General features: G+C 63.7%; 22 protein-coding genes. 11 read left to right on the top strand and 11 right to left on the bottom strand.

What is annotated here, in order from left to right; all coding sequences use genetic code 11:
- Positions 1 to 1,830 carry a glutamine--fructose-6-phosphate transaminase (isomerizing) gene (gene glmS / locus IV098_RS02290; RefSeq protein WP_296886040.1) on the top strand — a complete coding sequence of 610 codons (1,830 nt, stop codon included), beginning with the start codon at positions 1 to 3 and terminating at the stop codon, positions 1,828 to 1,830.
- Positions 1,831 to 2,024: 194 nt separating this feature from the next.
- Entirely contained in the window at positions 2,025 to 2,660 is a 636-nt protein-coding gene (locus IV098_RS02285) for a PEP-CTERM sorting domain-containing protein (protein WP_296886038.1), read from the top strand.
- 103 nt (positions 2,661 to 2,763) lie between these two features.
- On the opposite strand, the gene IV098_RS02280 is transcribed toward IV098_RS02285, so the two are convergent.
- The 5 genes from IV098_RS02280 to argS are packed head-to-tail and all read right to left on the bottom strand — an operon-like array spanning position 2,764 to position 7,117.
- Positions 2,764 to 3,396, bottom strand: a complete 633-nt coding sequence (locus tag IV098_RS02280; protein ID WP_296886036.1) for a response regulator transcription factor — start codon at positions 3,394 to 3,396, stop codon at positions 2,764 to 2,766.
- A 30-nt stretch (positions 3,397 to 3,426) separates the two neighbouring features.
- On the bottom strand, positions 3,427 to 4,191 hold the full coding sequence (locus IV098_RS02275; protein WP_296886034.1) for an SDR family oxidoreductase: 765 nt from the start codon (positions 4,189 to 4,191) through the stop codon (positions 3,427 to 3,429).
- A 9-nt stretch (positions 4,192 to 4,200) separates the two neighbouring features.
- On the bottom strand, positions 4,201 to 4,857 hold the full coding sequence (locus tag IV098_RS02270; protein WP_296886032.1) for a thiol:disulfide interchange protein DsbA/DsbL: 657 nt from the start codon (positions 4,855 to 4,857) through the stop codon (positions 4,201 to 4,203).
- A complete protein-coding gene (locus IV098_RS02265; RefSeq protein WP_296886030.1) occupies positions 4,857 to 5,441 on the bottom strand; it encodes an SPOR domain-containing protein in 585 nt (194 codons plus the stop codon). Before IV098_RS02265 ends, IV098_RS02270 begins: the two co-directional genes overlap by 1 nt.
- Positions 5,442 to 5,443: 2 nt before the next feature.
- The gene (argS, locus tag IV098_RS02260) at positions 5,444 to 7,117 is read right to left on the bottom strand and encodes an arginine--tRNA ligase (RefSeq protein ID WP_296886027.1); all 1,674 of its coding nucleotides are present in this window, start codon (positions 7,115 to 7,117) and stop codon (positions 5,444 to 5,446) included.
- A gap of 242 nt (positions 7,118 to 7,359) precedes the next feature.
- Here argS and IV098_RS02255 point away from each other — a divergent pair, with 242 nt between their 5' ends.
- On the top strand, positions 7,360 to 8,289 hold the full coding sequence (locus tag IV098_RS02255; protein ID WP_296886025.1) for a branched-chain amino acid ABC transporter permease: 930 nt from the start codon (positions 7,360 to 7,362) through the stop codon (positions 8,287 to 8,289).
- Positions 8,290 to 8,509: 220 nt separating this feature from the next.
- Here IV098_RS02255 and IV098_RS02250 read toward each other — a convergent pair whose 3' ends face one another.
- Positions 8,510 to 8,644 (bottom strand): hypothetical protein, encoded by a 135-nt coding sequence (locus IV098_RS02250; RefSeq protein WP_296886023.1) that lies wholly within the window; start codon positions 8,642 to 8,644, stop codon positions 8,510 to 8,512.
- Between IV098_RS02250 and IV098_RS02245 the strand changes: the two genes are divergently transcribed.
- The 8 genes from IV098_RS02245 to fba all read left to right on the top strand — a co-directional run bounded on the left by IV098_RS02245 (position 8,643) and on the right by fba (position 18,417).
- Positions 8,643 to 9,614: an ABC transporter ATP-binding protein gene (locus IV098_RS02245; RefSeq protein WP_296886021.1), complete on the top strand. Its 972-nt coding sequence runs from the start codon at positions 8,643 to 8,645 to the stop codon at positions 9,612 to 9,614. The two genes, IV098_RS02250 and IV098_RS02245, sit on opposite strands and share 2 nt — an antisense overlap.
- Positions 9,611 to 10,378 (top strand): ABC transporter ATP-binding protein, encoded by a 768-nt coding sequence (locus tag IV098_RS02240; RefSeq protein ID WP_296886019.1) that lies wholly within the window; start codon positions 9,611 to 9,613, stop codon positions 10,376 to 10,378. Before IV098_RS02245 ends, IV098_RS02240 begins: the two co-directional genes overlap by 4 nt.
- Positions 10,375 to 11,094: an ABC transporter ATP-binding protein gene (locus IV098_RS02235; RefSeq protein ID WP_296886017.1), complete on the top strand. Its 720-nt coding sequence runs from the start codon at positions 10,375 to 10,377 to the stop codon at positions 11,092 to 11,094. Before IV098_RS02240 ends, IV098_RS02235 begins: the two co-directional genes overlap by 4 nt.
- Before the next feature lie 279 nt (positions 11,095 to 11,373).
- A complete protein-coding gene (gene tkt / locus IV098_RS02230) occupies positions 11,374 to 13,359 on the top strand; it encodes a transketolase (RefSeq protein WP_296886015.1) in 1,986 nt (661 codons plus the stop codon).
- Between the two features lie 128 nt (positions 13,360 to 13,487).
- Complete coding sequence (gene gap, locus IV098_RS02225) at positions 13,488 to 14,486, top strand: type I glyceraldehyde-3-phosphate dehydrogenase (protein ID WP_296886013.1); 999 nt, start codon at positions 13,488 to 13,490, stop codon at positions 14,484 to 14,486.
- Positions 14,487 to 14,613: 127 nt separating this feature from the next.
- A complete protein-coding gene (locus IV098_RS02220) occupies positions 14,614 to 15,798 on the top strand; it encodes a phosphoglycerate kinase (RefSeq protein ID WP_296886011.1) in 1,185 nt (394 codons plus the stop codon).
- Between the two features lie 84 nt (positions 15,799 to 15,882).
- Complete coding sequence (gene pyk, locus IV098_RS02215) at positions 15,883 to 17,316, top strand: pyruvate kinase (RefSeq protein ID WP_296886009.1); 1,434 nt, start codon at positions 15,883 to 15,885, stop codon at positions 17,314 to 17,316.
- Positions 17,317 to 17,349: 33 nt separating this feature from the next.
- The gene (fba, locus tag IV098_RS02210) at positions 17,350 to 18,417 is read left to right on the top strand and encodes a class II fructose-bisphosphate aldolase (protein ID WP_296886007.1); all 1,068 of its coding nucleotides are present in this window, start codon (positions 17,350 to 17,352) and stop codon (positions 18,415 to 18,417) included.
- Between the two features lie 100 nt (positions 18,418 to 18,517).
- On the opposite strand, the gene IV098_RS02205 is transcribed toward fba, so the two are convergent.
- The 5 genes from IV098_RS02205 to IV098_RS02185 are packed head-to-tail and all read right to left on the bottom strand — an operon-like array spanning position 18,518 to position 23,106.
- Complete coding sequence (locus IV098_RS02205) at positions 18,518 to 19,900, bottom strand: 4Fe-4S binding protein (protein ID WP_296886005.1); 1,383 nt, start codon at positions 19,898 to 19,900, stop codon at positions 18,518 to 18,520.
- Positions 19,897 to 20,709, bottom strand: coding sequence for an FTR1 family protein (locus tag IV098_RS02200; RefSeq protein WP_296886003.1), 813 nt, complete (start codon positions 20,707 to 20,709; stop codon positions 19,897 to 19,899). Before IV098_RS02200 ends, IV098_RS02205 begins: the two co-directional genes overlap by 4 nt.
- Before the next feature lie 9 nt (positions 20,710 to 20,718).
- Positions 20,719 to 21,054: a cupredoxin domain-containing protein gene (locus IV098_RS02195; protein ID WP_296886001.1), complete on the bottom strand. Its 336-nt coding sequence runs from the start codon at positions 21,052 to 21,054 to the stop codon at positions 20,719 to 20,721.
- An 11-nt stretch (positions 21,055 to 21,065) separates the two neighbouring features.
- Entirely contained in the window at positions 21,066 to 22,556 is a 1,491-nt protein-coding gene (locus tag IV098_RS02190; protein WP_296886000.1) for a carbohydrate porin, read from the bottom strand.
- 1 nt (position 22,557) lies between these two features.
- Positions 22,558 to 23,106 (bottom strand): iron transporter, encoded by a 549-nt coding sequence (locus IV098_RS02185; RefSeq protein ID WP_296885998.1) that lies wholly within the window; start codon positions 23,104 to 23,106, stop codon positions 22,558 to 22,560.
- Positions 23,107 to 23,189: the final 83 nt, after the last annotated feature.

Genomic DNA, 23,189 nt, shown 5'->3' with positions numbered 1-23,189 from the left:
ATGTGCGGCATTGTCGGCGCGGTTGCGCAACGTAACGTGGTCCCCATTTTGCTGGAAGGCTTGCGGCGGCTGGAATATCGCGGCTACGACTCGGCCGGCCTGGTGGTCGTCAACGGCGGCCTGCAGCGCGTACGCAGCGTCGGCCGCGTCGCCTCGCTGACCGCCGATTGCGCGGCGCAGCAGGTGCACGGCCACCTCGGCATCGCCCACACACGCTGGGCCACCCACGGCGCGCCGTCGGAAGCCAACGCCCATCCGCACGTCAGCTGCGGCCTCGCGGTAGTACACAACGGCATCATCGAAAATCACGAAGCGCTGCGCAGCCGCCTCAAGGCCGCCGGCTTCGCCTTCACTTCGGAAACCGACACCGAAGTTATCGCCCACCTGATCGAACTCTACTACCGCCAGTCGAAGGACCTGCTCGCCGCTACCCGCGCGGCGGTCGCCGAGCTCGAAGGCGCCTACGCCATCGGCGTGGTCAGCGAAGACTCGCCCAACCGCCTGATCTGCGCCCGCAAGGGCAGCCCGCTGCTGATCGGTCTCGGCATCGAGGAAAACTTCATCGCCTCCGATGTCTCGGCGCTGCTGCCGGTGACGCAGCGTGTGATGTATCTGGAAGAAGGCGACGTCGCCGACATCGGCCTGCTGACGGTTCAAGTGTACGACGCCGCCGGCAAGCCCGCCGACCGCAGTGTGCACATCTCCGAGCTGTCGGCCGACATGGCCGAACTCGGCAACTACCGCCACTTCATGCAGAAGGAAATCCACGAGCAGCCGCGCGCGCTGACCGACACGCTGCTGATCGCAGTGGCGCAGGATCACATCCAGCCCGAATGGTTCGGCTTCGACGCCGCCGAAGTGCTGGGCAAAGTCAATGCCGTCACCTTCCTCGCCTGCGGCACCAGCTTCCACGCGGCCAAGGTCGCCACCTACTGGCTGGAAGAAATCGCCGGCATCCCGGCCAACGCCGAAGTCGCCAGCGAATACCGCTACCGCACCAGCGTGCCGAATCCCGACGCGCTCATCGTCACCATCTCGCAGTCCGGCGAAACCGCCGACACCCTGGCCGCGCTCAACCATGCCAAGTCGCTCGGCCAGGACAAGACGCTGACCATCTGCAACGTGCCGGAGTCGGCGCTCACCCGCGCCTCGAAGCTCAAGTTCCTCACCCGCGCCGGCCCCGAAATCGGCGTCGCCTCGACCAAGGCCTTCACCACCCAGCTGGCTGGCCTGTTCCTGCTGACGCTGGTGCTGGCCAAGCTGCGCGGCAAGCTGACGCCGCTGCAGGAAACTGCCCACCTCGCCGCCCTGCGCGGCCTGCCGAACAAGGTGCAGCAGGCGCTGGCGCTGGAACCGCAGGTCGAAGCCTGGTCGCATCGCTTTGCCAACAAGCACCACGCGCTGTTCCTCGGCCGCGGCGTGCATTACCCGGTCGCGCTCGAAGGTGCACTGAAGCTCAAGGAAATCTCCTACATCCACGCCGAAGCCTATCCCGCCGGCGAGCTCAAGCACGGTCCGCTGGCGCTGGTCGACGAGGACATGCCGGTCGTCACCATCGCCCCCAACGACCAGCTGATCGAGAAGCTCAAATCCAACCTGCAGGAAGTACGCGCGCGCGGCGGCGAACTGTATGTGTTCGCCGACGGCGACGTGCATCTGGAGGAGTCGCCCTTCGTCCACGTCATCAAGCTGCCCGGCGGCCACAACGGCGCGCTGTCGCCGATCCTCCACACCATCCCGCTGCAGCTGCTGTCGTATCACGTTGCGCTGCAAAAGGGCACGGATGTGGACAAACCGCGCAATCTGGCGAAGTCCGTCACCGTCGAATAGCGTCGGGATTTTTTACACGCAGCGGCGTCCCGCGCCGAATTCCGTGTGAGCCGTTCCTTGCAGCACGTTGATTTTCCGCCAAAAATCAATCGCTGGCACGACAGTTGCTAATTCGTGGGCGATGACCGCGTTTCAGCCTGCGGGCCTGAATCGTGCGTCACCCGCTAAGAACAATTCGCCCAGAGAACCTAAAAATGCGCTTGTCCAAAACACTTCAAAACGTGGTGCTGTCTTCTTTGTGTGCTTTTTCGGCGTTGCCGGTACAGGCCGGCACTACAGTTATCGATTTCAATTCCCTGGGAACGGTGACCACGAATCCCACCGTCGTCGTTCCCTCGCCGTATATTGAAGACGGCTTCAAACTGACCACCAGTTCCGGCTCACCCTATACGGGTTATGCCGGCGGTACGATCTACGCCCTCACGCCCAGTCATGGCCAATGGATGGGGTCTCCCGCCGTGTATTCCGGAGTGATCACCAACTACGGCAGCGCCTTCGTGCTGGAGCGCGCTGACGGCGGCGTGTTCGACCTCCTCAGCATGGATGTGGGTCTGCTTAACAACTATCCCCATTTCGATGTATACGGCTACTTCCCTCAAGGTGGCTACGTCCATCAATACACCCCTCTTGCTTACAACTACACCACCCTTCAAACCATCACCTTCGGGAACGACTTCAAAGGCGTGAACAAATTGGTGTTCAGCTCCGTGTATGCCCAGGTGGACAACATCAATTTGAGTGTGGCAACCGTCCCCGAACCCGAAACCTACGCGCTGATGCTGGCCGGCCTGGGACTGGTGGGTTTCGCCGCGCGCCGCCGCCTCCGCTGATTAATCGCCCGTCCGGCAAATGAAAAACGGCGGCCCGCGGGCCGCCGTTTTTCATGTCACCCACAGGCGCGGTTAGATGTCGCGCCAAGTGGATTGAAGTAACTCAATGCCGCTTGCGATCTTCCTTCAACGCCAGGGTGGCGACCTGGACCCGGTTCTTCAAACCCAGTTTTTCCATGATGTTGCGCAGGTGATTGCGCACGGTGTTTTCCGACAGGGTGAGCTTGTAGGCGATGACCTTGTTGGAGAGGCCTTCCTTCACGTAATTGACGATGTCCATCTCGCGTGCGGTAAGGGCGGCGAGGGCGTTGGCGTTGAGTTCGCCGCGCGCCATTTTCTGCATGATGGCGAGCGGGAAGCTGCTCTGCCCTTCGCACACGCTGCGGATCGCGGCGAGCACGCGGTCCGGCTCGCTGGACTTGACGACATAGCCGTCGACGCCGGAAGAAATGGCTTCGGATATTTCTTCGTCCGAATCGGCGATGGTGAGCATGATGACCTTGATGCCGAGGTCGCGCAGCTCCGATACCAGGTCGAGCCCGTCGGCATCCGGCAACGAACGGTCCAGCAGAGCGGCATCGGCGCGATTGCCTGCCTCCAGCCAGGCGCGCAATTCGGTGGCGTCGGCGAGCTGCGCGATCAGCTTGAGATCAGGCTCCTGCTGGATGTAGCCGGCCACGCCCATGCGTAGCAGCGGGTGGTCGTCGATCAGGATGATATTCAGGGGGCTGGGCATCACGTCTCCATTGCGAATTTTGTGGCGCGTTCAGGTTGGCAGGCCGCGTGGCTTGCGCGGCGCTTTTTCGAATAACGCATCATAGACCCGAACCGGCAGCCATTTCAGCACTTGCGCCACTGCGGCCATCTGCCAGGGAATCACGCGATGGGCGCTGCGGCGGGCAATGCAGCGGGCAACTTTTTCGGCGGCAGTCGCGGCGCTCATTTTGAACGGCATGGGATACGGGTTGACCGCGGTCATCGGGGTCGCGATGTAGCCGGGTGAGACGGTGACCACGGCAATGCCATGCTGTTTCAGTTCCAGCCGCAAGGCCTCGAGGTACACCGTGGCTGCGGCCTTGGACGCCGAATAGGCGCCGCCGCCCGGCAGGCCGCGCACGCCGGCCACGCTGCTGATACCGCACAGCACCCCGCCGCGCGGCTTCATCGCCGCGATGAACGGCGCGAAGGTATGCAGCAGTCCCAGCACGTTGGCATCCATCACGGCGCGAAACACCCCGGCGTCGGCGGCTTCCTCGGTGAGGGTACCGACGCTGATGCCGGCAGCGGCGATCACGATGTCGGGGATACCGACCTCATCCAGAAACGCCGATGCGGCCGCATTCATGGCTGCGGCATCGCGCACGTCGGCGAGATAGGTGCGGGCATCCAGCCCTTCAGCCACCGCAGCCAGCGCATCCGGTTTGCGTCCGAGCAGGCCCAGCTGTGCACCCTGCGCGCCGTAATGCCGGGCCAGTGCGGCGCCAAGCCCGGAGCTGGCGCCGGTGATGAAAACCCTGAGGGGATCGGGCAAGGGACCGACTTATTTCTTGCCGCTGCGCTCGGCGCGCGCCTTGGCGATGAGCTGGTCAAGCACTTCGTACAGGCGGGTCTCGGTTTGCGTCATCGACTGCGCGGTCAGGTATTTGCCATCCACGATAAAGGCCGGCACGCCGCTGATAGCATAGGTGGTAGCCAACCGGCCACCCTGCATGGCCTTGGACTGGGTGGAAAACGAGTTGTAGATCGCTTCGAATTTCTTACGATCCACGCCCTGCTTTGCAATCCACCCCCCCAGAATGGCCGGGTCGTCGAGGTTGATGCGCTCGATGTTGTAGGCGTCGAACACCTTGCTGTTCAGGCGCTCGATCTGGCCCATCTGTTCCAGCGTGTAAAAGGTCTTGGCCGCGGGCAGCCAGTCGTCGCGGAACACGGCCGGCACGCGGCGAATCTGTGCGTCCTTCGGCAGCGTTTTCAGCCACTTGTGCAGGCTCGGTTCAAGCTGGAAGCAATGCGGGCAGCGATACCAGAAGAACTCCAGCACCTCGATCTTCTTGCCGGTGGCAACTGGCTGCGGGGACTTCACCACGGCGTAGTCGTGGCCTTCGAATGCCGCGTCCGGCGCAGCGGCGGCCGGCTGGAACATCACGGACAGTGACAATACGGCGGCGCCAAACAGCGCCAGGGTACGGGCAAACATCAAGGCTTCTCCTGGGGAACGGGGGTTTCTTTGACAAGCGTGGCGGGGATATTGTTCTGCGTGAGCAGGCTGCGGGTGGAATTGACTTCGTCCATCGCACGCAGGGGGCCGACGCGCACGCGGTGGAACATGCCCTTGCCGGCAATTTCGGTGGTCTGGATCTCGGCCTCGACCCCCAGCAGCGCCAGCTGGGCTTTCAGGTTGTCGGCATCGTCCGCGTTCTGGAACGCGCCGGCCTGCAGGTAATACAGGGGATGGTTGGCCGTGGTGTCGGGAACAGGCGGCAAGTCGCTCGGCGCGCCGCCCGGCAACACCTTGTAAAAATCGAAACTCGGCGCGGCTTCCGGCTCAACCGGCGGCGGCGCGGTGTCGGGCGTGGCGGTCGGCGCAACCTCGACAGCCGGCGGCGGCGTTTTTACTTCTGTCTCTGGCGTGGCTGTCCCGGATTTGAACGGGTTGTTCCCGGTCACAAACAAGGCCACGCCCACGGCAAGCACTGCGCCGACGGTGAGGCCGATCAGCACGCCGGTGAATACCGAACTGCCGCCGGAGCGTTTGGATTTGCTGGATGCGGGTTTTGCCATGGCTACATTTTCTCCGGAGCGGATACGCCCAGCAAGGCCAGACCGTTGACGAGGGTGATGCGGGCGGCATCAGCCAGGGCCAGTCGCGCTGTCCGGATGGCCGCATCCGCCACCAGAAACTTGTCGGCGTTGTACCAGGCATGGAAATCGGCTGCCAGCGTCTGCAGGTAATGCACCAGCAGGTGCGGTGCGAGTTCGCGCGCGGCGGTGGCCACCGTTTCGGGATACTCGGCCAGGCGCTGCATCAGCGCCAGTTCGTGCTGGCTCGCCAGCGGTGCGAGATCGGCGCCCGCCAGCGTGGCGGCATCGCCGCCCCATTCCTCGAACACCCGGCATATCCGCGCGTGGGCGTACTGTACGTAGTAGACCGGATTGTCGTTGTTTTTGGCGACGGCCAGGTCGACATCGAAGCTGTATTCGGTGTCGGCCTTGCGGCTCAGCAGGAAGAAGCGCACCGCGTCCTTGCTGGTCCATTCGATGAGGTCGCGCAGGGTGACGTAGCTGCCGGCGCGCTTGGAAATCTTGACCTCTTCGCCGCCGCGCATCACGCGGATCATGGTGTGCAGCAGGTAGTCGGGATAGCCCTGCGGGATGCCGACGCCGGCGGCCTGCAGCCCGGCGCGCACCCGCGCGATGGTGCCGTGATGGTCGGTGCCCTGGATGTTGATCGCGCGCTCGAAGCCGCGCTCCCACTTGGCGATATGGTAGGCGACGTCCGGCACGAAGTAGGTGTAGGTGCCGTCGGATTTTTTCATCACACGGTCTTTGTCGTCGCCGTAGTCGGTAGTGCGCAGCCACAGCGCGCCGTCCTGCTCGTAGGTCTTGCCGGCGGCGATCAGCCGGTTGACCGTGGCTTCGACGCGCCCGCTGGTGTAAAGGCTCGACTCCAGATAATAGTTGTCAAAGCGCACCGCAAACGCCTGCAGGTCGAGATCCTGCTCGTGGCGCAGATAGGCCACCGCAAACTGGCGGATCGAATCCAGATCGTCGACATCGCCCGACGCGGTGAACGCGCGGTCGTCGGCATGCACGGTTTTCTGCGCCAGAAAATCCGCCGCGATGTCGGCGATGTAGTCGCCGTTGTAGGCCGATTCCGGCCAGCCGGGGTCGCCCGGGTTCGTGCCACGCGCACGCGCCTGCACGCTGTTGGCCAACGTCTGTATCTGCACCCCGGCGTCGTTGTAATAAAACTCGCGGCAGACTTCCCAGCCCTGCGCCGCAAACAGGTTGCACAGCGCATCGCCCAGCGCGGCCTGGCGGCCGTGTCCCACATGCAGCGGGCCGGTCGGATTGGCCGAAACGAACTCGACCAGCGCTTTATGCCCCGCGCCTGCGTCGCTGCGGCCAAAGTCCGCACCTGCCGCGCGCACCGCCGGCACGATGCCATGCCAGGCGGCCGGCGTGAGGTGGAAATTGATGAAACCGGCACCGGCGATTTCAGCCTTGGCAATCAGCGACGAGGCAGGGAGCGCGTCCAGAATCAATTGCGCCAGCTCGCGCGGATTGCGTTTCAGCGGGCGTGCCAGCTGCATGGCCGCGTTGCTGGAAAAGTCGCCATGGGCGGCGTTCTTCGGGCGCTCCAGTTCGAGCGTCAGGGCGGCCTCGGGGGCCACGCCGGCAAGCGCGTCCTGCAGCAGGGAAACAAGAGATTCTTTGAGCGAAAAACCGTGGGACATGCGGACGGAGACGCGCTGCGTCGCCTCGAGTTTGCAAAAGGGAGCGGCGATTATAGCGCCGCGCCGGGCGCGCGCGGGTGCCCGGCAATGCACGTCGCCAGCGGCCGGAATGCGCCGTCCTTATGCTACATTCCGCCCCAATACAGGCGATTTGCAGGTGCGCGGTCCGGTTTTCGCAGCCGATTGATCCGTTTACCGTGCACGCCACCGGCAAAGCGACAACAGGCTTCACGGCACAACGAATGGATATTTTCCTGCAGCAACTCATCAACGGCCTGGTTCTGGGCAGCGTCTATGCGCTGGTGGCGCTGGGCTACACCATGGTGTACGGCATCCTCGAACTCATCAATTTCGCCCACGGCGAAATCACCATGATGGGCGCGATGGTGTCGCTGGCAGTGATCGGTGCGCTGGCGCTGGCCGCCCCCGGGCTGCCAGGCGGGGTGATCCTGCTGGCGGGACTGGCGGTGGCCATTCCGGTGTGCATGGCGCTGGGCATGCTGATCGAGCGCGTCGCCTACCGGCCACTGCGCAACGCGCCGCGCCTGGCGCCGCTGATCACCGCGATCGGCGTGTCGATCATCCTGCAGAACATCGCCATGCTGATCTGGGGCAAGCAGTACATCCCCTTCCCGCCCATCCTGCCGCAAGGCCACCATGAAATCCTCGGCGCGACCATCAGCGATACGCAGATCGCCATTCTGGCTCTGGCCGTGCTGATCATGGCAGCGCTGATCCTGGTGGTGCAGAAATCCCGCCTCGGCCGCGCCATGCGCGCCACCGCGCAGTCGCGCCAGGTAGCGAGCCTGATGGGTGTGGACGTCAACCGGGTGATCGCCTCGACTTTCATCATCGGCTCCGCGCTGGCCGCGATCGCGGGCGTGATGGTGAGCGCCTATTACGGTCTGGCGCACTACTACATGGGTTTCCTGCTCGGCCTCAAGGCGTTCTCGGCGGCGGTGCTGGGCGGTATCGGCAACCTCGGCGGGGCGATGCTGGGCGGCCTGCTGCTGGGACTGATCGAATCCTTCGGCGCAGGCTACATCGGCGACCTCACCGGCGGCTTCCTCGGCAGCCACTATCAGGATGTGTTCGCGTTTTTCGTGCTGATCGCGGTGCTGGTATTCCGCCCGTCGGGGCTGCTGGGCGCGCGGGTGGTCGAACGTGCTTGATTCAAACAGGGATCAAAGATGATCTGCCCTTATTGTAGAAGCGAGATCGGCATTCCAATCGCGCGATACGGCCATGGAAATTGCCCGAAATGTTCCAATAAAATCACCTACTCATTCTCAGGTAGAAAAGTTGCTCTCCTGCTTTTTCCAGCAGGTTTCTTGTGTTGGTGGGCGGCACCCTTGCTCGGAGACGCTGGGGCTTTTTATGTTTTCCTTGCGCTCATTCTTTTGCCAGCAGCCCAATTGGAAAAATATTACTAATGACTTTGTCAGCGCATCTGAAATCCCGTTGGCTAATATTTGGTCTGTTTGCCATTAGCTTGGCGCTACTGCCGTTTCTGATCGATGCCAGCATGGGCCGCTCCTGGGTGCGCCTGCTCGACCTGGCCCTGCTCTACGTGATGCTGGCGCTGGGGCTCAACATCGTCGTCGGCTACGCCGGGCTGCTCGATCTCGGCTACGTCGCGTTCTACGCGCTCGGCGCCTACGTCTACGCCTGGCTCGCCAGCCCGCACTTCGGCCTGCATTTGCCGTTCTGGGCCATCCTGCCGCTGGGCGCGGCGCTCGCCGGGCTGTTCGGCGTACTGCTCGGCGCGCCGACCTTGCGATTACGCGGCGACTATCTCGCCATCGTGACGCTGGGCTTCGGCGAAATCATCCGCATTTTCATGAACAACCTGAACGCGCCGTTCAACCTCACCAACGGCCCGCAGGGCATCAACCTGATCGACCCAGTGCAGCTCGGCGGCGCCAGCCTGAGCCAGCCGCTCAGCGTGTTCGGCTATACCTTCAGCGGCGTCCACCTGACTTACTACTTCTTCCTGCTGCTGGTGCTGGCAGTGATTTTCATTTCGATGCGGCTGGAAAATTCGCGCATCGGCCGCGCCTGGGTGGCGATTCGCGAAGACGAGATCGCCGCCGCCGCGACCGGCATCAACACCCGCAACCTGAAATTGCTGGCGTTCGCCATGGGCGCCACCTTCGGCGGCCTGGCGGGCGGACTGTTCGCCAGCTTCCAGGGCTTCATCAGTCCCGAATCGTTCAATCTGATGGAGTCGATCATGATCCTGTGCATGATCGTGCTGGGCGGCATGGGGCATATCCCCGGGGTGATTTTCGGCGCCCTGCTGCTGACCCTGCTGCCCGAGGCGCTGCGCTACACCGGCGAGTGGCAGCGCAACCTGTTCGGCCAGATCTACATCGACCCGGCCGATTTGCGCATGCTGCTGTTCGGCATCGCGCTGGTGGCGGTGATGCTATACCGTCCCGCCGGCCTCATTCCCTCGGCGCGGCGGCGCCAGGAATTCGCTGACGCCAAGGCATGAGCGCATTGCTGACAGTCAGCGGCGTGAGCAAGGCGTTTGGCGGCTTGCAGGCCTTGTCGGACATTACGCTCAGCGTGAACGCCGGCGAGATTTTCGGCCTTATCGGTCCCAATGGCGCCGGCAAGACCACGCTGTTCAATACGCTGACCGGTTTGTATGCGACCGACCGCGGCGAAATCCTCCTGAACCAAACCCGGCTCGACAACCGACCGCCGCACAAGGTACTGAAGGCCGGACTGGCGCGCACTTTCCAGAACATCCGCCTGTTCGCCGAAATGACCGCACTGGAAAACGTGCTGGTCGGCCGCCACGCGCGCACCCACAGCGGCGTCATCGGCGCAGTGCTGCGCCTGCCTGCCACCCGCCGCGAAGAAGCCGATTCGCATGATCGCGCGCTTGCCCTGCTGCAACGGGTCGGCATCGCCCAGCATGCCCAGCGCCTCGCCAAGAACCTGTCCTACGGCGACCAGCGGCGGCTCGAAATTGCCCGCGCACTGGCGACCGAGCCGAGTCTGCTGGCGCTGGACGAACCCGCCGCCGGGATGAACCCGGCCGAACGAAGCGCCCTGCGCGAACTGCTGCTGCAACTACAGGCCGACGGTCTGACCCTGCTGCTGATCGAACACGACGTGAAGCTGGTGATGGGGCTGTGCACGCGCCTCGCGGTGCTCGACTACGGCGTGAAAATCGCCGAAGGCACCCCCGATGTCGTCAGCCGCGACCCCAAGGTCATCGCCGCCTATCTGGGGGACGAGACGCTATGAGCGCGCTGCTGAGCGTCAGTCGGCTGTCAGTTGCTTACGGCGGCATCCAGGCCGTACGCGATCTCAGTCTCGAAGTGGCACCGGGCGAAATGGTCTGCCTGATCGGCGCCAACGGCGCCGGCAAGACCACCACACTCAAGGCGCTGAGCGGTCTCATCGCCCCCCAGTCGGGCAGCGTGCAGCTGGATGGCCAGCCGCTCGCCGGCCTGCCTGCGCACGCCATCGCGCGGCGCGGCATGACGCTGGTGCCGGAAGGGCGCGGCGTGTTCCCGCGCATGACCGTGGCGGAAAACCTCCTGATGGGCGCCTACAGCCGCAGCGACCGCGCCGGGATTGCCGGCGATCTGGACCAGGTCTACGGGCTGCTGCCGCGATTGACCGAACGCCGCGCCCAAATGGCCGGCCTGCTGTCGGGCGGCGAGCAGCAGATGCTGGCGCTCGGACGCGCGATGATGGCGCGCCCGCGCTTGCTGCTGCTGGACGAGCCCAGCATGGGCCTGGCGCCGCTGATGGTGCAGGCGGTGTTCGACATCATTCGCCAGATTGCCGCCAGTGGCGTGGCGGTGCTGCTGATCGAGCAGAACGCGCATCTCGCGCTGAAAACCTGCGCGCGCGGCTATGTGCTGGAAACCGGCTCGATCACCCTGAGCGGCCCGGCGACCGAACTTGCCGCCACCCCGGCGGTACGCCACGCCTACCTGGGCGAGGGCTCCTAGGCTCGCACACGCAAGCTGCGCAAAACACCCCGGCTTTCTGCCATAAGCCCATCCGTCCTGCGAATAAAAACATTTGAATCCCCCGCTGCTGATACGGCACCCGCACAAGACCGCGTAAGCCGCGGATAGCCAAGCCTTTTTCGTGCCCGGGCGGCCGGCTTGCCTCAGTCAGGCTTGCTGACGGATAATTGAGGTTTTCCGTAGTCTGCCCGAGTTGTCTGCCGACACGCTTTCCGGGCGACCACCCAAGCCAGTTTTTTCTAGCCATAAGGGAACGCAATGCCAACCCGTAACGACCTTGCCAATGCTATCCGCGCACTCGCGATGGATGCCGTCGAAAAAGCCAAATCCGGTCACCCCGGCGCCCCCATGGGCATGGCTGAAATTGCCGAAACACTGTGGAATCACCACATGCGCCACAACCCATCCAACCCGAAATGGGCGGATCGCGACCGCTTCGTGCTGAGCAACGGCCACGGCTCGATGCTGATCTACTCGCTTCTGCATCTGACCGGCTACGACCTGTCGATCGACGATCTCAAGCAGTTCCGTCAGCTGCATTCCAAAACTCCGGGTCACCCCGAGTACGGTTACGCCCCCGGCGTCGAGACCACCACCGGTCCGCTTGGCCAGGGCATCACCAACGGCGTCGGCATGGCCATGGCCGAAAAGATTCTCGCCAACGAATTCAACAAGCCCGACCACACAATCGTCGATCACCACACCTATGTGTTCATGGGCGACGGCTGCATGATGGAAGGCATTTCGCACGAAGCCTGCGCGCTGGCCGGTACCTGGAAACTGAACAAACTGATCGCGTTCTGGGACGACAACGGCATTTCGATCGACGGCCACATCGAACACTGGTACACCGACGACACCGCCAAGCGCTTTGAGGCGTACGGCTGGAACGTGATCGCCGGCGTCGACGGCCACGATGTCGTGGCGCTCGAAGCTGCTATCCAGAAAGCCAAGGCCAGCACCGACAAGCCCACGCTGATCTGCTGCAAAACCATCATCGGCAAGGGTTCGCCCAACAAGGAAGGCACGCACGACGTGCACGGCGCTGCGCTCGGCCACGACGAAATCGAAGCCACCCGCAAGCACATCGGCTGGAATCACCCCGCGTTTGAAATCCCCGCTGACATCTACGCTGGCTGGGATGCCAAGACCAAGGGTCAAGGCCTGGAAACGCTGTGGAACAACAAGTTTGCCGAATACAAGGCCGCGTTCCCGGCTGAAGCCGCCGAATTCGAGCGCCGCATGAAGGGCGAACTGCCCGCCAATTTCAAGGCGCACGTCGCCGAGAAACTGGCTGCGATCAATACCAAGGCTGAAACCGTTGCCACCCGCAAGGCAAGCCAGATCGCGATCAATGCGCTGGCGCCCGCGCTGCCCGAGTTCCTCGGTGGCTCGGCCGACCTCACCGGTTCCAACCTGACCAACTGGGAAGGCTGTCACCCGGTGCGCCACGGCAAGCCCGGCAACTACATCAGCTACGGCGTGCGTGAATTCGGCATGGCCGCGATCATGAACGGCATGGCGCTGCACGGCGGCCTGCTGCCTTTCGGCGGCACCTTCCTGATGTTCTCGGAATACTCGCGCAACGCCATCCGCATGGCTTCGCTGATGAAGCAGCGCGTGATCCACGTGTTCACCCACGACTCGATCGGCCTCGGCGAAGACGGCCCGACCCACCAGCCGGTGGAGCAGACCGCGACCCTGCGCATGATCCCCAACATCGACGTCTGGCGTCCGTGCGATACCGTCGAAACCATGGTCGGCTGGGCCCACTCGGTCGAGCGTACCGACGGCCCCACCTGCCACATCCTCAGCCGCCAGAACCTGCCGTTCATGGCGCGCGACGCCGCCACCCTGGCCAACATCGCCAAGGGCGGTTACGTGTTGAAGGATGCTGCAGGCGCCAAGGCCATCATCATCGCCACCGGCTCCGAAGTGGAACTGGCCATGAAGGCCGCTGATGCCCTGGCAGCCGATGGCGTGCCGGTTCGCGTGGTGTCGATGCCGTCCACCAACACCTTTGATCGCCAGGATGCTGCCTACAAGGCCAGCGTGCTGACCAAAGGCCTGCCGCGCGTGGCGGTCGAAGCCGGTGTCACCGACTTCTGGCGCAAGTACGTCGGTCTGGAAGGCGCTGTTGTCGGTATCGACACCTTCGGTGAATCCGCTCCCGCACCTGCGCTGTACAAGCACTTCGGCATCACCGCCGAAGCTGTGGCCGCCGCCGTCAAGGGCGTTCTGTAAAAAAACAAGGCGCCAGGATTCAGGGATCAGGGTTCAGGGGCGCGGCTTTCAGCCGCACCTACCCTGGTCCCTGAATCCTGGTCCCCGGCCCCTAAAAATGATTTTCAACTTCACTCTGGAGACTGCAAATGGCAATCAAAGTTGGTATTAACGGTTTTGGCCGCATCGGCCGCATGGCTTTCCGCGCTATCGCCAAGGATTTCCCCGAAATCGAAGTGGTCGCGATCAACGACCTGCTCGACCCCGAATATCTGGCTTACATGCTGAAATACGACTCGGTGCATGGTCGTTTCAACGGTGACGTATCGGTCAGCGGCAGCAACCTGATCGTCAACGGCAAGACCGTTCGCCTGACCGCAGAGCGCGATCCCGCCAACCTGAAGTGGAACGAAGCAGGCGCCGACATCGTGATCGAGTGCACCGGCTTCTTCCTCGACGACGAGACCTGCCAGAAGCACATCGCTGCCGGCGCCAAGAAAGTCGTGATGAGCGCCCCGTCCAAGGATGCCACCCCGATGTTCGTGTACGGCGTCAACCACGACACCTACGCCGGTCAGGCCATCGTGTCGGCCGCATCGTGCACCACCAACTGCCTGGCACCCGTTGCCAAGGTGCTGAACGACAACTGGGGCCTGAAGCGCGGCCTGATGACCACCGTTCACGCAGCAACGGCCACCCAGAAAACCGTTGACGGCCCGTCGATGAAAGACTGGCGCGGCGGCCGCGGCATCCTGGAAAACATCATCCCGTCGTCCACTGGCGCTGCCAAGGCCGTGGGCGTGGTGTTGCCCGCGCTGAAAGGCAAGCTGACCGGCATGGCCTTCCGCGTGCCGACCTCCGACGTTTCGGTGGTCGACCTGACCGTCGAGCTGGACAAGCCCGCGACCTACGCTGAAATCTGTGCTGCGATGAAAGCCGCATCACAAGGTGCCATGAAGGGCACCCTCGGCTACACCGACGAGAAGGTGGTCTCCACCGACTTCCGTGGCGTCGGCTTCTCCTCGATCTTCGATGCCGAAGCCGGTATCGCGCTCGACGGCACCTTCGTCAAGGTCGTGTCCTGGTACGACAACGAGTACGGCTACACCTGCAACATGCTGCGTTTTGTGCAGCACGTAGCTAAGTAAACGGTAAGCGGTGAACGGTGAACGGAGGCATCCGCTCACCGTTTTCCGCTCACCGCTCACCCAAGCAACTGAGTTGTAAGGAATGAGTGAACTCATCCCTTACCGCTTAATTATTCAGGAGAACCACATGCCCCATTTCATCCGTGTCACCGATCTCGACCTTGCTGGCAAACGCGTCTTCATTCGCGCCGATATGAACGTGCCGGTCAAGGACGGAAAAGTCACCTCGGACGCCCGCATCACCGCCTCGATGCGCACCATCGAACATTGCCTTGGCGCCGGCGCCAAGGTCATGGTCACCTCCCACCTGGGCCGCCCGACCGAAGGCGAGTTCAAGGAAGAAGACTCGCTCAAGCCGGTTGCCGACGTCATCGCGCAAAAGCTCGGCAAGAACGTGCGCCTGATCCGCGAATGGGTCAACGGCGGTTTCAACGTCGCTGACGGCGAACTGGTGGTGCTGGAAAACTGCCGCGTCAACGCGGGCGAAAAGAAGAACGTCGACGAAACCGCGAAAAAATACGCCGCGCTGTGCGACGTCTTCGTGATGGACGCCTTCGGCACCGCGCACCGCGCCGAAGCCTCGACCCACGGCATTGCCAAGTTCGCCCCGGTGGCGGCTGCCGGCATTCTGCTGACCGAAGAACTTGATGCACTCGACAAGGCGCTGGCCAACCCGGCACGCCCGATGGTCGCCATCGTCGGCGGCTCCAAGGTGTCCACCAAACTGACCGTGCTGGAAGCGCTGTCGGAAAAATGCGAACAGCTGGTGGTCGGCGGCGGCATTGCCAACACCTTCCTCAAGGCCACCGGCCACAACGTCGGCAAATCGCTGTGCGAAGACGACCTGGTCCCCACCGCGCAGGCGCTGATCGAGAAAATGACCGCACGCGGCGCGATCATCCCGATCGCAGTCGACGTGGTGTGCGGCAAGCAGTTCGACGCCAATGAACCCGCCGTGCTGAAAGACGCGGGCGATGTGGCTGACGACGACATGATTTTCGACATCGGCCCGAAGAGCGCGCAGCAACTCGCTGACATCATCATGAACGCCGGCACCGTGGTGTGGAACGGCCCGGTCGGCGTGTTCGAGTTCGACCAGTTCGGCGAAGGCACCAAGACCATCGCCATGGCGATCGCCAACACCAACGCCTTCACCCTGGCTGGCGGCGGCGACACCATCGCCGCGATCCAGAAATACGACATCTACGACAAGGTGAGCTACATCTCCACCGCTGGCGGCGCCTTCCTCGAATACCTCGAAGGCAAGACCCTGCCCGCCGTGGCGATTCTGGAGGAACGCGCTCAAGTATAAGTAGCGAACGGTAAACGGTGAGAGGTTCCTGCTCACCGTTTTGCATTTTCCCGTTTACTCCTCACCGCTTACCGCTCACTACCTATGATCCGCAGAACCAAAATCGTCGCCACCCTCGGCCCCTCCTGTTCCGATGCCAAAACCCTGGACCGGATGATGGAAGCCGGCCTGGATGTGGTGCGCCTCAACTTTTCGCACGGCGTCGCGCAGGACCACATCGACCGCGCCGAACTGGTGCGCTCGCTGGCCCGCACGCGCGGCCGCGCCGTCGGCGTGCTGGTTGACCTGCAGGGTCCGAAAATCCGCATCGGCAAGTTCAAGGATGGCAAGATCACGCTGGCCAAGGGCGACATGTTCATTCTGGACGCAGCCTGTACGCTCGGCGACCAGACCCGCGTCGGCCTCGACTACAAGGAATTGCCGAACGACGTGAAGCGCGGCGTCACCCTGCTGCTGGATGACGGCCGTATCGAGTTCTGGGTCGAGTCGGTCACCGGCACGGAAATCCTCTGCAAAGTGGTGCAAGGCGGCGTGCTGTCCAACAACAAGGGCATCAACCGCAAGGGCGGCGGCCTGTCGGCTGCTGCACTCACCACCAAAGACATCGAAGACATCAAGACGGCTGCTGCACTGAAGGCCGATTACCTCGCCGTGTCGTTCCCGCGCTGCGGCGCCGACATGCGCCAAGCGCGTGAATTGCTGCGTGCGGCTGGCGGCAAAAGCCAGTTGGTGGCCAAGATCGAGCGCACCGAGGCGATCGAAAACCTCGAGGAAATCCTCGATGCCTCCGACGCCATCATGGTGGCGCGTGGCGACCTCGGCGTCGAAGTCGGCGACGCGGCCGTGCCTGCGCTGCAGAAGCGCATGATCCGCCTGGCAATCGAGCGCAACAAGGTGGTGATCACCGCGACCCAGATGATGGAGTCGATGATCACCAGCCCGATCCCGACCCGCGCCGAAGTGTCCGACGTCGCCAACGCCGTGCTCGACGGCACCGACGCGGTGATGCTGTCGGCGGAAACCGCGGCGGGCCAGTTCCCGGTCGAAGCCATTCAGGCGATGGACCGGGTCTGCCTCGAAGCGGAAAAGGAAGCCGAGCCCAAGTTCTCCGGCGAGCGCATGATGAAAAGTTTCCTGCGCGCCGACGAAGCAATTGCCATGTCTGCGGTGTTCACCTCGGTGCACCTCAACATCAAGGCCATCGCAGCACTCACCGAAAGCGGCAACACCTGCCTGTGGATGAGCCGCCTGTCGACCCGGGTGCCGATCTACGCCTTGACACCCCAGGTCGAAACCCGTAGAAAAGTCACCTTGTTTCGCGGTGTTTACCCGATCAATCTGGTCACCACCAGCAAGGATCGTGACGTGCTGCTGGCCGAGGCCGAAGAAGAGTTGCGGCAACGTGGCGCAGTGCGCGACGGCGACCTGATCCTGCTCACCATCGGCGAGCCCATCGGCCAGTCCGGTGGCACCAACACCATGAAGATCGTCCGCGTGGGCGACTCCAAGAAACCCTGATACCCGATCATTTTTTAAACTAGGAGACTGTAAATGGCCCTGATTTCCCTTCGTCAATTGCTCGACCATGCCGCCGAAAACGGTTATGGCCTGCCTGCGTTCAACGTCAACAACATGGAGCAGGTCCAGGCCATCATGCAGGCCGCTGCCGCCGTTGATTCGCCGGTGATCCTGCAGGGTTCCGCCGGTGCGCGTTCCTACGCCGGCGAGCCCTTCCTGCGCCACCTGATCCTGGCCGCGATCGAAATGTATCCGCACATTCCGGTCTGTATGCACCAGGACCACGGCGCTTCGCCCAGCATCTGCTTCCGCTCCATCCAGTCCGGCTTCTCGTCGGTGATGATGGACGGTTCGCTGGGCACCGACGGCAAGACCCCGTCCACCTACGAATACAACGTCGCCACCACCGCCAAAGTGGCCGAACTGGCGCACGCCTGCGGCGTCTCGGTCGAAGGCGAACTGGGCTGCCTGGGCTCGCTCGAAACCGGCATGGCCGGTGAAGAAGACGGCCACGGCGCCGAAGGCGCGCTGGACCACAGCCAGCTGCTGACCGACCCCGACGAGGCCGCTGACTTCGTCTCCAAGACCAAGGTCGACGCCCTGGCGATCGCCATCGGCACCTCGCACGGCGCCTACAAGTTCACCCAGAAGCCCACCGGCAAGGTGCTGCGTATCGACCGCGTGAAGGAAATCCACGAGCGCATCCCCAACGTCCACCTGGTGATGCACGGTTCGTCCTCTGTTCCGGAAGACTGGCTCGCCATCATCAACAGCTACGGCGGCGACATGGGCCAGACCTACGGCGTGCCCGTCAGCGAAATCGTCGAAGGCATCAAGAACGGCGTGCGCAAGGTCAACATCGACACCGACCTGCGCATGGCCTCCACCGGTGCCATCCGCAAGCACCTGGCCGACAACAAGGCCAACTTCGACCCGCGCAAATTCCTCAAGGAAGCCACCGCTGCCATGAGCGGCATTTGCCGCGACCGTTACGAAGCCTTCGGCGCTGCCGGCCAGGCCAGCAAAATCAAGAAGGTCTTTAACCTGGAAGAAATGCAGAAGCGCTACGACAAGGGCGAACTCGATCCCAAGGTCAACTGATCGCTGGTTGATTGATTGCAATGAAAAGGGACGCTGCAGCGTCCCTTTTTTTCTGTCTATCCGGAGCGGACTGTTAAACCCAATCCGCCTTATTGCCCACTCACCAGACGAAAAATTGCACCGCCCAGGCTGAAAACGGCAGCGCGGCGGCCAGCACTACGGTCAGCGCACTGGCCAGACGCCGTTGCGGCGCGAGCCGCCACGCCAGGCTCGCGCCCCACAAGGCCGCTATGCCGAGCAGGCCGATGCGCAGGTGGCCGGCCCAGGGAACGGCCACGCCTTCGGCGGCCAGCTGACCGGTGGTCAGCAGCGACAGCCCCACAAAGACGCTGATGCCGGCGAAGGGAATGAGGGTATAGGCCATGCGCGTCCAGTCGAGTCCGGCCAGCCGCCCCGCCACCTTGAGCCAACCCCAGACCCAGCCGCCCACGACCAGGGTTTCGGCCGCGATGTAGGCCAGGAGCACGCCGCCGTCGAGCCAGGTGAACACGTCGTTCACTTCCGGGTAATCGGTGAACAGCCACCACAGCCCGACCGGGTCGAGCGCCCACCAGATTTCATGCTCCACCAGCCATTCCGCCAGGGCTTGCTTGAGCGTGACCAGCCACGGGGAAGCGCTCCACTGGAATGCGCCCAGGGCCACGCCCAGCATGCCGAAGGCCAGCAGGCGCGCGGCCCAGAGATCGTTGCCCGCGCCGCTCTGGCTCGCCAGTATTTCGCTGTCCGGCCGCCGCAGGCTAAGCTGGACCGCGTCGCGCTCGCCGGCGCAGCGGCCGCACATATGACAGGCGGAAGCGCTGTCCATGCGGCGGATATTGATCAGCGGCGCGCAGTTGACCACATGCGTGCGGCTGGCGCGGCTGCCCGGGGGCGCGCTGTCCCACGCCTGCTGGTCGACCCGGTAATGCAGCGGCGCGACTTTGGCGAGCAGGCTGAACACGCCGGACACCGGACACAGATGGCGGCACCACACGCGTTTTTCGCGGCCCCAGATCAAGCCGGCCGCCACCGCCGCGAGGGTCGAGCCGCCCAGAATCAGCAGCACGGGCTTGGGGTATTCGTAAATGCTGGTCATCTGGCCGAACACGGTGGTGGAAACAAACGCCAGAAAGGGCCAGCCGCCCCACTTCAGCCACTTCGGCATGCCGCGCCCCAGGCCATAGCGCGAAGCCCACTCGGTCAGCGCGCCTTCCGGGCACAGCACGCCGCACCAGACACGTCCCAGCGTCAGGGTGGAGAGGATGACGAAAGGCCACCAAATCCCCCAGAACGCGAACTGGGCAAAGCGCGTGAGGTTGTCCCACAGATGCGTATGCTCGGGCGGCAGCGGCAGGAAGGCCGGCACCGCCACCAGCCCGACATACGCCAGTACGATGCTCCATTGCAGGCCCATGATCACGCCCTGGTGGCGGCGCAGCAGCAGCCCCAGGCGGGCAAGCCGCTGCGGGGGCAGGAATACCAGAGGCTGGGCGACAGGGTTCATGGCTTTTTGCCAGCCCGGCTTGAGAACAGCAGGGTCACGGCCAGCAGCCAGTAGCCCAGCAGCAGGGCATAGGCCATGCCCGAGGGCAGGGCGCGATAGCCGATGAAGGCTGCCGCCACGCCGCCTGCGCGGCTGCCGTCATCCAGCAGCGCCGAGCTGTCCCACAGCGGATCGGCCAGCGCGGTCAGCGCTTCCAGACCGACCAGGCGCTCGGCCGCATCCACCAGCAGCGCGCCGCCCAGGAGCAGCAGCAAGGCTTGGGTGATGCGGAAAAAATTGCGCCAGGAAATGAAACGGCCGCTGCGCGAAAGCAGCCAGTAAACGGCCAGCGCCAGCAGAAATCCGCCCGCGCCGCCGATCAGGAAATCGGCCCAGCTTTCGTTGCCCACGGCGCCATAGAGGAAGACCACGGTTTCGGCGCCCTCGCGCCCCACCGCCACGGCGGCGAGCACGGCCATGCCCATCCAGTTGGCGCGTTCGGCGGCGACGGCCATGCCGGATTCGAGCTCGCGCTTGAGGCCGGCGCCGTGCCGCTGCGTCCACCACACCATCTGGAAAATAAGCACGCTGGCAACCAGCGGCATCAGTGCCTGAAACCATTCCAGCGCGGTGTCGGAAGCCCAGGCCTGTATCCCCATCAGGGTGACCGCCAGCGCCCCGGCCAGCACCAGCCCGCCCGCCACGCCGCCCCACAGCCAGGGCAAACCGTCACGCGCATCGGGCCGCGCGGACAGCCAGCCATGCAGAATGCCGATGACCAGCATCGCCTCGATGGATTCGCGCCAGACGATGAACAGGGTGTTTCCCATGCTGTGCTCCTATTTCGCGCGGATCTGGCCGCGGCTGGTGTCGGGATGGAACTCGTCGAAAAAGTCGAACTCACCGGGCTTGAGCTGGGCGATCACGACAAACGACTGCGCCCCCGGTCCGAGCACCTTTTCCTTGCGCAGCGACAGGCTCTCGAACTCGATCGCGCCGCTGCTTTCGTTCTTGATGACGATCTTGAAACGCACGCCCGACGGCACCTCCAGATTGGCCGGGGTAAAGCGCCCGTCGCGGGCGACCAGGGTGTAGACCGGCAGTTCGACGGCCTGCGCGGGGACGCTCGCGGCGGCCGCCGACAGCATGAGGAAAAAACCAAGGGGTGCGTTCACGGCAAGCTCCTTCAGAACGACAGATTGGTACGCAAGCCGACCACCGTGGCGTTTTCGCCGGTATTGCCCGCGGGGTGGCGGATGTACTGGAGATCGGGCGTCAGCTCGAATTGCGGGTGGACCTGGAAGCGGTAATACAGTTCGATCGTCTGCTCCCAGCCGTCGGCGCCGTAGCCATACTCCGGCAGCGCGGCGGACTGGTCGTGGAAATCGTCGGCGACTCGGTTGGCGGCGTAGGCGAGGCCAATCGCATCGCTGCCGCGCGACCAGTAACTGCCGTTGAATTCGCCGCCCAGGCTGGCGGTGACGTCGAACGGCAGATTATCGCCGTAGGCCATGCCCGCACGGCCGAACAGGCTGAGTCCGTCGCCGACGCGCTGGTCGGCGCTGATGCCCCAGCCCCAATGGTTTTCGGTCTGCTCGGCGATGAAGGTCGGCGCCTGGCCGTTGCTCCAGAGATAGGCGCGGTAATTGCCTTCCAGGCCGCCGAACACGCGCTGGCTGGTTTCGGCCTGGGCAATGACGAATGGCTTGGTGAAGGGGCCGCTGAAATCGGCGCCGTCACCCGAGGCAAACACGCCCAGCGACAGGCCGTAACTTTCCGGCTTCTGGCTGGCATTCGTATAGCCGATGCGCACGCCCGGCGAGAACCCGTAGCCGTCCGCGCCCACGTTGGCCGCGAGCGGGTTGTCCAGCAGCGCGTTGTGCACCAAGGCGCTGGCCAGGAACTGCGTGGTTTCGTCGCCGCCGACGTTGTTCTGGTCGAAGAAGCCGAAGGGATCCATCTTGCCGAAGTTCAGCGTCAGCGTTTCCCGCGACTGCGGCTTGTATCCGTTGAGCGGCAGCGGAATGTCGGCCTGATACCAGAGTTCGCCCACGATCAGCGCGCTGTTGTCGGCGGGCACGACGGAACCCAGCTGGAAGGCGCTCGCATTGGGGCCGACGAAGGACGTGAAATCCACGCCATTGCCCTGTCCCGCGCGGAAAAACGCGAACACGAAACTGTCGACATCGCCGGTGGTGATGGTCGGGGAGGTGACGCTGAGGTCGGCCCGGTAGTTGAGCTGCACATCGTTATTGCCGATACCGCTGGCGCCCTGCGCCGCGCCGAAGAAATCGGCACCGATCGAGAAACCGCCCAGCGCATCGAGCATCCTGGATTGCGTCTGCGCGTTTTGCGCCTGGTTCTCGGCATACTTCAGGCGCATGGCGAGTTCCGGTTCCTGTTCGCTGATGGAGTCGCTGGCGAGGGCGGCTTCCAGTTGCCTGTTCTGGGTTTCCAGGCTCATCACCCGTTCTTCCAGTTTCGCATCGGCGGCGCGGGTCTGCGCCTGCAAGGCTTTTTCCAGTTCGCTGTTGCGCTTTTCCAGCCGGTCCATCCGCTCCAGCAGGCTTTGCAGTTGCGCGGGGGAGACGCTGGGTTCCGCTCCCAGCGCGGGCAGCGCGGCAACGAGCGCGAGCGCCAGCACGCCGAGGCGTACGGTGTTGTGGAGCGGGCGCATGTCAGTACCCGCCCTTCTTGCCGATGCCGACATAGATGAAATCGTATTCCACCGTGAAGGGCTTGAACCACGGGCGCACCCCGGTCAGGCGGTCGGTATGGCGGCCGAAGTGGGCGTGGGGATTGTCGGTGGGCGGGGAGATCGTGTATTTCACCGTGTATTTGCCCGGCCCCATCAGCTTGGCGTTGTCGCCATAGTGCGGGCCGTCATTGGCCACCATCGGCATGAAGTCGCCCTTGATGCATTCGCCGCCCTGCTTGCAGACCTCGAACTTCACCAGCAGATAGGGCATCCATTCACCTCCCGCGAAGCCGTTGGGGTTGCTGCCCAGCGCGCGGATGTCCGCCTCCAGATGGACATCGGACTCCTTTGCCGGGCGCATCATGCCGGCCGGCTCCATTTCCACCGGCTGCAGATAGACCGCGCCGATTTCCATGCCGTAGCGCTGCTGCGGCGTTCCGATGGGGTACTCCACCGCATGGGCGGGAATAGACGTGGCGGCGGCCAGAGCGAAGCTAAGCATTGCGCCGATGCGTGTAATGGGGTTCATGGCCACTCCAAAAAGTATCGAAAAATTTTGGCTGGCTAGACGGGCAGGCGCCCATTGGCTGGCTGAAGGTTTTCCTTTGGCGC

This window comes from Thiobacillus sp. (assembly GCF_018780105.1).
Lineage (GTDB): Bacteria > Pseudomonadota > Gammaproteobacteria > Burkholderiales > Thiobacillaceae > Thiobacillus.
Note: the sequence above shows the minus strand (reverse complement) of the source record. Positions and strands in the feature narration are given on the sequence as shown.